This is a genomic window from Maribacter flavus, assembly GCF_008386635.1.
GTDB classification, from domain to species: domain Bacteria; phylum Bacteroidota; class Bacteroidia; order Flavobacteriales; family Flavobacteriaceae; genus Maribacter; species Maribacter flavus.
The window spans coordinates 1,486,805-1,497,456 of the sequence record NZ_VUOE01000001.1 but is presented as its reverse complement, the minus strand read 5'-3'; the positions used below and the strand labels follow the sequence as shown (position 1 = coordinate 1,497,456).

9 protein-coding genes and 2 tRNA genes are annotated in these 10,652 nt (G+C 42.5%); 7 read left to right on the top strand and 4 right to left on the bottom strand.

What is annotated here, in order from left to right; all coding sequences use genetic code 11:
- Positions 1 to 14 precede the first annotated feature (14 nt).
- The 4 genes from F0361_RS06590 to F0361_RS06575 all read left to right on the top strand — a co-directional run bounded on the left by F0361_RS06590 (position 15) and on the right by F0361_RS06575 (position 1,654).
- On the top strand, positions 15 to 971 hold the full coding sequence (locus F0361_RS06590; protein WP_154917726.1) for a PorP/SprF family type IX secretion system membrane protein: 957 nt from the start codon (positions 15 to 17) through the stop codon (positions 969 to 971).
- Positions 972 to 1,018: 47 nt separating this feature from the next.
- Positions 1,019 to 1,381 carry a dihydroneopterin aldolase gene (gene folB / locus F0361_RS06585; RefSeq protein WP_154917725.1) on the top strand — a complete coding sequence of 121 codons (363 nt, stop codon included), beginning with the start codon at positions 1,019 to 1,021 and terminating at the stop codon, positions 1,379 to 1,381.
- Between the two features lie 6 nt (positions 1,382 to 1,387).
- Positions 1,388 to 1,458, top strand: a tRNA-Cys gene (locus tag F0361_RS06580).
- Between the two features lie 125 nt (positions 1,459 to 1,583).
- Positions 1,584 to 1,654, top strand: a tRNA-Cys gene (locus F0361_RS06575).
- A gap of 30 nt (positions 1,655 to 1,684) precedes the next feature.
- On the opposite strand, the gene F0361_RS06570 is transcribed toward F0361_RS06575, so the two are convergent.
- The gene (locus F0361_RS06570; protein WP_154917724.1) at positions 1,685 to 2,083 is read right to left on the bottom strand and encodes a DoxX family protein; all 399 of its coding nucleotides are present in this window, start codon (positions 2,081 to 2,083) and stop codon (positions 1,685 to 1,687) included.
- The gene (locus F0361_RS06565; protein ID WP_154917723.1) at positions 2,083 to 3,246 is read right to left on the bottom strand and encodes a DNA polymerase III subunit; all 1,164 of its coding nucleotides are present in this window, start codon (positions 3,244 to 3,246) and stop codon (positions 2,083 to 2,085) included. Before F0361_RS06565 ends, F0361_RS06570 begins: the two co-directional genes overlap by 1 nt.
- A gap of 114 nt (positions 3,247 to 3,360) precedes the next feature.
- On the opposite strand from F0361_RS06565, the gene F0361_RS06560 reads away from it, so the two are divergent.
- The 3 genes from F0361_RS06560 to F0361_RS06550 all read left to right on the top strand — a co-directional run bounded on the left by F0361_RS06560 (position 3,361) and on the right by F0361_RS06550 (position 7,302).
- Entirely contained in the window at positions 3,361 to 4,551 is a 1,191-nt protein-coding gene (locus F0361_RS06560; RefSeq protein WP_154917722.1) for a phosphoglycerate kinase, read from the top strand.
- A 118-nt stretch (positions 4,552 to 4,669) separates the two neighbouring features.
- A complete protein-coding gene (locus tag F0361_RS06555; RefSeq protein WP_246160822.1) occupies positions 4,670 to 6,301 on the top strand; it encodes a LysM peptidoglycan-binding domain-containing protein in 1,632 nt (543 codons plus the stop codon).
- 14 nt (positions 6,302 to 6,315) lie between these two features.
- The gene (locus tag F0361_RS06550; RefSeq protein ID WP_138256645.1) at positions 6,316 to 7,302 is read left to right on the top strand and encodes a DUF4837 family protein; all 987 of its coding nucleotides are present in this window, start codon (positions 6,316 to 6,318) and stop codon (positions 7,300 to 7,302) included.
- A 71-nt stretch (positions 7,303 to 7,373) separates the two neighbouring features.
- On the opposite strand, the gene F0361_RS18940 is transcribed toward F0361_RS06550, so the two are convergent.
- Together F0361_RS18940 and F0361_RS06545 are read right to left on the bottom strand one after the other, a co-directional pair.
- Positions 7,374 to 7,550: a DUF6747 family protein gene (locus tag F0361_RS18940; protein ID WP_162850204.1), complete on the bottom strand. Its 177-nt coding sequence runs from the start codon at positions 7,548 to 7,550 to the stop codon at positions 7,374 to 7,376.
- Between the two features lie 240 nt (positions 7,551 to 7,790).
- A complete protein-coding gene (locus tag F0361_RS06545; protein ID WP_246160821.1) occupies positions 7,791 to 10,547 on the bottom strand; it encodes an OmpA family protein in 2,757 nt (918 codons plus the stop codon).
- Positions 10,548 to 10,652 lie beyond the last annotated feature (105 nt).

The following is a 10,652-nucleotide window of genomic DNA, read 5'->3' as shown; positions in this document are numbered from 1 at the left end:
TTAACCTAAATACTATGTTTAAGAGATTATTGACCTTAGCACTTATCACAAGCGCCTTCTTCGTAAGAGGTCAAGAACTTAATTCCCCACAGCTCTCCCAGTATCTGGCGGATAACCCGTTTGTATTGGCCCCCACCTATGCAGGGATTGGAGACCATGTTAAGATACGGCTCAATGGTTTGGCACAATGGGTAGGCATAAAGGATGCTCCCAGGACACAATCCTTGGCCGCTGATATGCGGATTGGGGAAAAATCCGGGGTGGGCGTGTTTCTATATAACGATTCAAACGGATATACCAAACAAAGGGGCGCCAGGGTTTCTTTTGCCCATCACCTAACTTTGGATAGGTATGAGGACGAGTTTTTATCCTTTGGCCTTTCCTACAATTTTAACCAGTTCAATATCGACATTGATCAGTTCAATCTTATCGACTTTCCCGATAATGGAATCGTAAACAACAGGCAAACGACTAACCACAATTTTGATGTGGGCGTTTTGTATCGATATGACAAGTTTTACTTTGCGGCGAATGCCTCCAACCTATTGGACAAGGATCCAAGAGACCTTACCTTTGATATAGACGAGCCCAATGAATTGAGAAACTATTATGTGTATACAGGCTACAGATATACCAAAAGTAGGACAAGTAATTTGGAAATTGAGCCCTCTATGTTGTTCAAGATTTTTGAAAGTGATGGCAGGTCCGAAACGGATTTGAACGTAAAGTTCAGATGGTACGATTTTGAGGATTACTACTACGCAGGGGTTACATACAGGTTCTTGAACGACCAGATAGGAAACCCGCTCTATATAGCCCCGATACTAGGGTTAAAGAAAAGCAACTTTTATTTTGGATACTCCTATCAGATAATCTTGAACGAGATTTTGGGCTATAGTACAGGTACTCATGTCGTTACCATAGGTGTGGATCTATTCCAAGGTATCAGCAATTGCAGGTGTACCTATTGATTTACCCATCTTTGTTTTAAGTTTGTGATCTAATCAATAATTGGATCATGGGGATTATTAGGGTAGATAACATTAGAGTGTATTCATACCATGGATGTCTTTCGGAAGAAACAAAAATCGGAAGTGATTATTTGGTAAATGTTGAGGTCAAGGCAGACCTTTCCAAAGCCATCGTATCCGATGCACTGAAGGACACCGTGGATTACGTTCATATAAACCGTATAGTGGTGGAGGAAATGGGCATTCCCTCCAAACTTCTGGAACATGTGGCCAAAAGAATAGGGGACCGTATTTTTAAGGAACTCCCAATGGTCAAAAAATCGAGAATTTCAGTTGCCAAGGTAAACCCGCCCATAAACGGCGATGTGCAAAAGGTGCTGGTAGAATTATCGCTCATGAGAGGAAAATAGGATAATGGCATTGTGGCCGAACGGGAAGGCGAAACTCCTGCAAGGGTTTTATAGTGGTTCGAATCCATTCGATGCCTCAAAAGCTGAATAAATTCTGATAGATCCATGATAGAGCGGCCATGGATCTATTATTTCAAACAAACTTCGTTTCCTTTAAAACAAAAGGATTATTTTTTACTAAATTTGCAATCATTTTAAAAAGGGCATCGTGGCCGAGTGGCTAGGCAGAGCTCTGCAAAAGCTTGTACAGCGGTTCGAATCCGCTCGATGCCTCTAAAACCTCCTATTCTTGGGAGGTTTTTTTTAGTTCTGGAGCAGAAACAACAGAAAAACGGTGGGCATGAGATATATCACTATCGTCCTGGCACCGTCATAGTCCTTTGCTACCCTTTGCCCTAACAGCAGCATCAAAAGGGTGATACAGCCCAAAAGAGCCCCCCAAAAAGCCATGGATGTATTTTGGGAACTTAGGATTCCATAAATGCCCATTAATGAGGCAATCCCCGTAATTAGTTCCAGCGCTAGGATAATCCCCACTAGTAAAGGAACGGAATTCCTGAACGGCGTTTTTAAAAAGTGACCTTTTAACCATCCTATATTGCCCTTCCAATCGAATATTTTATCGGCCCCGCTTTGTAAAAAGGTCAAGGCCAAAAAAAGAAGCAAAATGAGCTCAGAAGCGTATTCCTGTATCGTTTCCATCAAGTAGGTATTTTAGTCGGTTTTTTATGAAGTAGCCTTGTAAGGCGAATGGATAGGTCCGTAAATATAATCTTCGCATTGCCATTTCTTTCCACGTGAAATATGGCATCTTCCAGTTCTTTGGTTATTTCCAGGATATTGTTTTCATGCACAAAGGGCGCGAATTTTTCCAACTGGAAGCCATCGGCATGAATCTTCATATAGGCCAGTTCGTGCACCCCGTAATTCAAGAGCAGCGCCTGGCGCATTACCATAATGCAATAGTGTAGGAACTTTTTTTGGGTCTCCCTTCCGGTTTTCGCCAATTCATCGCTCCATAATAGTAATTCGTGTATTGCGGCTTTGTTTCCTTTCGCTTTAAAGGCACTGCGCACCCATTGCACGAACCACTTTTCGAACACCAGATCTTCCGAGTCCTTGTTCAAAAGGTCAAGTGCCTTGTTGAAGTTTCCATTGGCTTCGTGGGCGATTTGCATCGCCTCTTGTTGGGATGCCCCTTTTTTGAGAAGCGCATCGGCGATAACGTCCTCTGCCAAAGGTGGAAAATGCAAAATCTGGCATCTGGAACGTATGGTCTGTAGAATTTGCTCCTCATCTTGGCAAAGTAACAGAAAGACCGTTTTTTCCGATGGTTCCTCTACCAACTTCAAAAGTTTGTTCGATGCGGCGGTGTTCAATTTTTCGGCCATCCAAACGATCATGACCTTAAAACCGCCTTCATAGGATTTGAGGGATAGCTTTTTTACGATTTCCTTGGCCTCGTCCACCCCGATCTGGCCTTGCTTTTTTTCAATATCGATCAATCTGTACCAATCAAATAGGTTTCCATAGGGTTGCTCGATCAAAAACTCCCGCCACTCCTTGCTAAAATTGTCACTTACAGCATGTTTTTTAGCCTGCTCCGTATTGGCAACGGGATAGACGAAATGTACATCTGGGTGGGCAAAGGAACTGAACTTTAGATTGCAGGCGGCGTTGCCGCCCTCATTTTCGCCATTTTGGTTGCCACATATCAAATATTGGGCATAGGCCAAAGCCATGGGCAAGGTGCCGGACCCCTCGGGGCCTACGAACAATTGCGCATGGGGAATCCTTCCCGCATCGGCACTGGATGTGAGATGGTTCTTTATATGGGGGAGCCCTAAAACGTCCTTGAATAGCATGGCTCCAAATATAGTTGTTTTTGGAGCAGGAAAGAATAGCCATAATTTCTTGGGGAAGGTTTTAACAAGACCTATTAATGGTTACATTTGCCTTTCATTTTAAAGTACCATTCCATGAAAGTATTAGACGACCACAATTTTGAGAATAAAAAGGCCTTGATCAGGGTTGACTTTAATGTACCCTTGAACGAAAAGTTTGAAGTAACGGATGCCAACAGGATCGAAGCGGCCAAGCCAACCATCATTAAGGTATTGGAAGATGGAGGCAGCGCGATTCTTATGAGCCATCTTGGTCGGCCCGATGGCAAAAGAAATCCGGATCTGTCCTTGAAGCATATTTGTGCCAAGGTTTCCGAAGTAATTGGTGTTTCGGTCAAGTTTGTGGAAGACTGTATTGGGGAAAAAGCGGAAAAGGCCGCCCAAGAACTAAAAAGCGGAGAGGTGCTGTTGTTGGAGAACCTCAGGTATTACAGTGAAGAGGAGAAGGGTGACGAGGCTTTTGCGGAAAAACTTTCAAAATTGGGGGATGTCTACATAAACGATGCCTTTGGTACTGCCCACAGGGCACACGCCTCAACAACGATTGTTGCCAAGTTCTTTCCAGGGGCAAAATGTTTTGGGTACTTATTGGCCAAGGAAATCGACGCCATCGAAAAAGTAATGCAGACGGGTGAAAAGCCAGTATTGGCGATTTTGGGAGGGGCCAAGGTTTCGTCCAAAATTACGATCATTGAGAATATATTGGATAAGGTGGATGACCTTATCATAGGTGGGGGTATGACCTATACCTTTGTTAAGGCACAAGGAGGCAGCGTTGGCGATTCCATTTGCGAGGACGATAAAATGGACCTGGCCATGGATATCCTAAAGCAGGCGAAGGAAAAGGGCGTAAACGTGCATTTGCCTGTAGACGTAATCGCTGCGGATGATTTCAGTCCAAACGCGAAAACCAAGGTTCTGGATGTAGACAACATACCCAATGGTTGGCAAGGTTTGGATGCCGGTCCCAAAACGCTGGAAAACTTCAAAAAAGTGATTTTGGGCGCTAAAACGATTCTTTGGAACGGTCCCGTAGGTGTTTTTGAAATGGATGCCTTTGCCAAGGGAACCATAGCTGTTGGAAATTTCATTGATGAGGCTACCCGAAATGGTGCATATTCACTTGTGGGAGGGGGCGATTCCGTTGCCGCAGTCAAGCAATTTGGCTTTGAGGAAAAGGTAAGCTACGTTTCCACGGGAGGAGGGGCCATGTTGGAAAGCCTGGAAGGAAGGACATTGCCAGGAATCGCTGCAATAAACGAGTAGACAGGGCGTTATCGATTAACGGAGTTTAACGGGTTAATCTACATTTTAAGAAAGAAAATTTTATTCTAAAGGAAAAATGTACGATTTTCGTTAGTCCCGCTAAGAAAATTTTCGCTCTATGAACAAGTTGCACATCCGTAGTTTTTTTCTTGTTGGTTTTTTTGCGTTTCCGATGTTTTTATCGGCACAGCAAAAAGATTCCGTAAACCTTCAAAACAAGAAGGCAATTGTCACAAACCAGATTGAAAATGATTCCGCCACGTTACAGGCGGAACAGGTTATAGACCTTTCGGCGGTGGATTCCATCCCGGATAATGACTTTATCTTGGTGAAGTCAGACCAAACCCAGAGGTATGACCTCAAGGACCAATCCCAGGCTGCAAAGTACGATAGTCTTTGGATGAAGGAACTTATTGCCAATGCTCCGCTGTTTGAGGCTATCTATGAAGACGTAACGACTTTGGAGCCGGATTCGACCTATGTGCTGGATTTGAATACGGATACATTAAAACTCAGGTTGGAAAAATTAAACCAAAAAACCCCTTTTAATGTTGCTTACAATCCCTCCCTTGAAAATGTAATCAAATCATTTTTGACAAGAAGAAGAGGGCTTATGCAGCGAATGTTGACCACGAGCCAGTTTTACTTTCCCTTATTCGAGCAAGAAATGGACAATCACAATATTCCTTTAGAAATGAAGTATTTGTCCATTGTTGAATCTGCCTTGAACCCAAAAGCAAGGTCCAGGGTGGGTGCCACGGGTTTATGGCAATTTATGTACGGAACGGGAAAAATGTACAATTTGGACGTAACAAGTTATGTAGACGAACGCAGTGACCCTATTAAATCTACTAAGGCAGCTTGTCAATATTTGTCCAAACTTTATGAAATTTTTCAGGATTGGGATTTGGCGCTCGCCGCCTATAATTCGGGACCAGGGAATGTCAACAAGGCCATAAGAAGATCTGGCGGATATAAGAATTATTGGAACATTCGAAGCTATTTGCCCAGGGAGACAGCGGGCTATGTGCCGGCATTCTTGGCCACCATGTATATTTTTGAATATGCGGAAGAGCATGGTCTAAAGGGGCAAAAGGTGGACAGGCCGTATTTTGAGACCGACACAGTACACGTAAAAAGCCTCATTACGTTCGACCAGATAGCTGAGTTGGTAGGTATTGACAAAGAAGAACTAAAGATTTTAAATCCGTCCTATAAATTGAATGCCATTCCTTATGTGGAAGGAAAGAACTACACCCTTCGTTTGCCCAGAAGCCATATGGGCAAGTTTGTGGCCAATGAGGAGGCTATTTATGCCCATGTGGAAAAGGAGCTTAACAGCAAGGAAAGTCCATTGCAGGAGCTTGTAAAGCAGGCCGAGGAGGGAGAAGTGGTCTATAGGGTACGGAGTGGTGATTATCTTGGTAAGATCGCGGAGCGTTATGGCGTTGGTGTGAGCCAAATAAAAAGATGGAACGGCTTAAGGAGCAATAATCTTAGGATTGGCCAGCGATTGACCATTTTTCCCAAAAAACAGCCCGTTGCCGCTGTAAAACCAAAGAACACCCCTTCAAAAGGTTCAATATCGAGCAACATAAAAGTACACGAAGTTCGCAGTGGGGATTCCCTATGGACGATTTCCAAAAAATATCCTGGAGTTAGTATCGAAAATTTACGAGAATGGAACGGTATTAGTGGTAATAATCTAAAACCGGGCACAAAATTGAAACTGTGCGATTGTTCATCGTAAATTAGATATGTAAAATGAAGAAAATCAGAACACTATTTTTATTGACCATCTTGATCTTTGCTTCCTGCAAGGAGAATAAGCAACAGGATTATTTACCGGAATCCATTGGTGCCTATAATACCCTTACGGTCGTAATCAATAACGATCTTTGGAAAAGTGAGGTAGGGGACAATATCAGAAGACATTTTGCCGCTCCCGCATTGGGCTTATCTTGGGACGAAGCCCAATTCAGCATCACACAAATACCCCATCAGATATTCTCGGGTTCTGTACGGAACACAAGGTCCGTTTTATATGTCATGGAAGACTCCCTGGACCTTGCCCACATGAAGAGTAACATGTATGCCAAACCGCAGTTGATTGGTGTGGTCAAAGGAAGAAACCACCAAGAGATCATTGATAATTTAAATGAAAAGGCCCCCGAATTTATAACCGATTATAAAGCGTTAGAAATAGCGGAAGCACAAAAGAAATTTTTGAAGTCCTTAAGCAAGGAAAAGGCCTTGCAGGAAAAGTTGGGCATCAATTTGAATGTACCCTCCGTTTATAAAGTTGGAAGGGAAGAGGAGAATTTTGTATGGATCGATAGGCAAATTCAAAAAGGGAACATGAACATTATTGCCTACAGCGTTCCCTGGGATACATTTTCAAACGACTCGACCTTTGTCCAGGACATTGTACGCATGCGCGATTCCATTGGAAACCTGTTTATTCCGGGGGAGGATATCCCCGGAAAAAACAATCATATGATTACGGAAAAGGCGTTTTCACCCTATGTTTTTCCCGCGGAAGTCGCCGGAAGGAAAGCCGCAGAGGTTAGGGGGAGGTGGGAAATGTCCGCATATCCTATGGCAGGCCCGTTCCTGACCTATATCATAAACGACAAGCCAAACAACAGAAAACTGGTATTGGAAGGCTTTACCTTTGCCCCGGCGACCGAAAAACGAGATTATATGTTCGAGCTGGAGGCGATTTTAAAGACCGTAAAATTCAATGAGTAGAATACTTTCTTGATGCATAAAAAAGGGCCCACATTTTGCGGGCCCTTTTTTGCTTAAATATTTATTCTCACTTAAAGATTACTAAACGAAAAACCTGTAGATATTCTAAATATCAATGCATATAACGCCAATGCAATTAGTATAAAACATGCCCAAGAAAACACCTTAAAATAGTGTTCCAGAATATAACTTTTCCAGTTTCTAAAGGCTTCAATATAAATTTCCTTGATAAGTAAAAGATTCCCCATAATCATAGTTTTTTAAGTTACAGAGCTAAAGTTCTAAAACCGTAGGCATATTTCTAAAAAGATCAGACTAAGGGATAAAAAAGTCTGCAAACAAAAAGGGATATTTTAAAAAATCTATGAAATACCTGTATTATCGTTCAATTGAAATGTATTCGTTTGAGGTAGCAATACGCTTCGACAAATTAAAAAAGGCAGAAACCCTTAGGTTTCTGCCTTTTTTATTCTTTATGTAAATGGATTTTACAAATCTACAATGATGAATTCAGATCTACGGTTCAAGTAGTGCCTTTCTTCCGTACAACGGACACTGCCGTTACATTCGTTCAACAGTCTTTCCTCGCCGTACCCTATGGCACTTTGGATTCTTTCCGGAGCAATACCTTTGGATATGATATATTCCCGCGTGGATTTGGCCCTTCTATCCGAGAGGTACTTGTTGTATGCATCGCTACCCCTTGAGTCGGTATGTGATTCTATCTTGATGACCATTTGGGGATACTCGTTCATCACGATAACAAGCTTGTCCAGTTCTTTGGCGGCATCGGGGCGTATGTAAGATTTGTCAAAATCGAAATGGATCATTTCCGTCTTAAGTTTTCGAATACCGTCCTCAACGGCAATCATTTCCTTAAGTTTTCTCATTTGGATATCGACATTTATGGTGTCGTTATCCGCCGTGGCAACTTCCCTTTCATCATAAAAATAGGAATTGCGCGTGGTCTTGAGGGTGTATTTGGTGTTGGCATCCAAATCCTCGAACATAAAACTCCCATCCTCGCCGGCCTCAACCTCCTTCAGTTTCATATTGTTCTCGTCCAGTAATTCTACCAACGCCCTAGGCATAACATCGCCGGTTACGAGTTCTGTCACTACTCCGGCGATGGCATTTTTCACCACGGGAACCTCCTCTATTTTTAGAGTCTTAAAGGAATAGATGTCGTCAAATCCTTTGCCTCCGTCCCTATTGGAAGCAAAATAACCCATTTGTTTTTCCTCATTTACGATAAACGAGAAGTCGTCCTTATTACTGTTGATGGGTTTGCCCAAGTTCTTGACTTCCTCAAATCCACCATCCTCGTTAAAAACCGCCTCATATACATCCAAACCGCCCATTCCTACATAGCCATCTGAAGAAAAATATAGTTTTTCCCCGTTCACGAAGGGGAACATCTCCTTTTTTGCCGTATTAATGCCAGGACCTAAGTTTCTAGGTTCCGAGAAGGAACCGTCCTCCAAGAGGTCCGCTACGAATATATCCGTTTCACCAATGCTTCCGGGCATATCGGAAACGAAGTACATTTTCCTGCCATCCGGACTAAGCACGGGGTGTCCTGTTGAATAGGAGTCGCTGTTGAAAGGTACTTCGGTAGCTTCGGCCCATTGACCATCGACCTTGACCGATTTATAGATTTTTAAGTGGTTGATTCCCTTACTGTCTCTACGCAGCTTTTTGCCATAATTGTTCCTTGTAAAAAACATGGTGTTGTTATCTGGCGTAAAGGTAACTGCCGCCTCATGGTATTTCGTGTTAATTTTCTTGCTGAACTTTATGGCATCGCGAAGTTCTTGCGTTTCCTCGTTCAATTTGGCGGTATAGAGGTCCAAATAGGGTTGGTTGTCCCATTTATACCGTCTGGTCGTAAATACGGACGAATCCTTTGCAGAGGCGAATACAACCTTGTCCTGCTCTAAAAATGCAGGGGAGAAGTCGCTATATTCAGAATTGATGCCAAGGTTCTTTATATCAAATTTTGGTTCAGCATTTAATAGTCGGTCCAAAATTTGTTCCCTTTGGTTGTTTGAAACGGTAGCGTTGCCAAGTTGGGCCTCATATTTTTTATTGTAAAGTCGCATCAATCTTTTGGACCTGGCATAGTTTCCCGTACCTTTTAGGGAGTGTGCATACCTAAAAATATTATCGGCGGACATTTGATCCCCATAAGTCTCATACATGGTATTGTACCATTTGTAGGCCTGCTCCATATTTGTGTTGAAATAATGGGCATCGGCAATCTTCTGAAGTACCTCGTAAGATTGCTCGGTTTTATTGTTTTCGAGAGCCGTTTCGTAGAGTTTGGCAGCTTCGGCATACCACATTTTATCGAAATAGGCATCGGCCCTTTTTATGATCATGCTTTTATTAGGGTCCGATTCAATGGATTTGGAGCCGGGGTTGTCCTGGAATTCCTCTTCCATGACGGCCAAATCGGATTTCGTAGCCTGTTCCTGTATCATATCATAGGTCACGTCTTCCGGTTCAAGGGGTCTCACCAAAATCTCCTTCTTAGATTCCCTTAATTGAGAAGTGTTCGTTTTGGATTGGTTGGTATTGGTCTCGGCACTTGCAACACTACTTTCCTGCAATCCAGAAACGGCTTCCTTATACTCGTCAATTTTATCCTGATTGGTATAATATACGGCAGCGGTTTTAGTCGCCGCTCCGTTGGAGCTAACAGCATCGGAGTAAATGATGTTACCGCCCTCTGGCAATCTTTTTTCCAAAAGGTCTTTTTCACTGGCAATGACGCTATTGTCAAAGGAGTTATCGATTACCATGTTAAGTATCCAAACATTATCGTCGTATTTTCCATCAAAATCCGACTTACAATCGGCAATCGCTTTTTGCCAGGAGCTATAATGATTTAGGTATAAATAGTAAAGCTTGTTTTTGGGATTTTTGATATAGCCGGCATTGAATCCCTGTTTATTAAGTTTCTTTACCTGTTTGTCCAATTTGTTATCCTTGCTGAAAACACCTGAAATCACATAATAGCCATTCGAGAATCCATCGATATCCGTCAGGGTTCTTTGAGGAATATTGTTTGCCCTTGCGGCATTGAAAAACCTCTCATCGTCAGTTCTGTCTATCGTATAGAATTTTTGATCTGTAGTATTTTTTGAAGCCCCGGTATTGGATGATGCCAGTCCTGTCTGAAAGTCCTGTGCTCCCATAGATAGGGAAAATAGAAATACACAAATGGATAAAATATATTTCATGCTTTAAAAATCATTTTCGAAAATCGTTCACAAACTAGTTGTCTAATAACAAGTTTTGGACGGATTTATTTTCGAAAATACCTTTAAAGGCAATAATGGATTATT

Excerpts from the sequence above, each read along its gene's own strand:
- F0361_RS06590 (WP_154917726.1), top strand. The coding sequence starts at position 15 with ATGTTTAAGAGATTATTGACCTTAGCACTTATCACAAGCGCCTTCTTC.
- F0361_RS06560 (WP_154917722.1), top strand. The coding sequence starts at position 3,361 with ATGAAAGTATTAGACGACCACAATTTTGAGAATAAAAAGGCCTTGATC.
- F0361_RS06550 (WP_138256645.1), top strand. The coding sequence starts at position 6,316 with ATGAAGAAAATCAGAACACTATTTTTATTGACCATCTTGATCTTTGCT.
- F0361_RS06570 (WP_154917724.1), bottom strand. The coding sequence starts at position 2,083 with ATGGAAACGATACAGGAATACGCTTCTGAGCTCATTTTGCTTCTTTTT.
- folB (WP_154917725.1), top strand. The coding sequence starts at position 1,019 with ATGGGGATTATTAGGGTAGATAACATTAGAGTGTATTCATACCATGGA.
- F0361_RS18940 (WP_162850204.1), bottom strand. The coding sequence starts at position 7,550 with ATGGGGAATCTTTTACTTATCAAGGAAATTTATATTGAAGCCTTTAGA.
- F0361_RS06555 (WP_246160822.1), top strand. The coding sequence starts at position 4,670 with ATGAACAAGTTGCACATCCGTAGTTTTTTTCTTGTTGGTTTTTTTGCG.
- F0361_RS06565 (WP_154917723.1), bottom strand. The coding sequence starts at position 3,246 with ATGCTATTCAAGGACGTTTTAGGGCTCCCCCATATAAAGAACCATCTC.
- F0361_RS06545 (WP_246160821.1), bottom strand. The coding sequence starts at position 10,547 with ATGAAATATATTTTATCCATTTGTGTATTTCTATTTTCCCTATCTATG.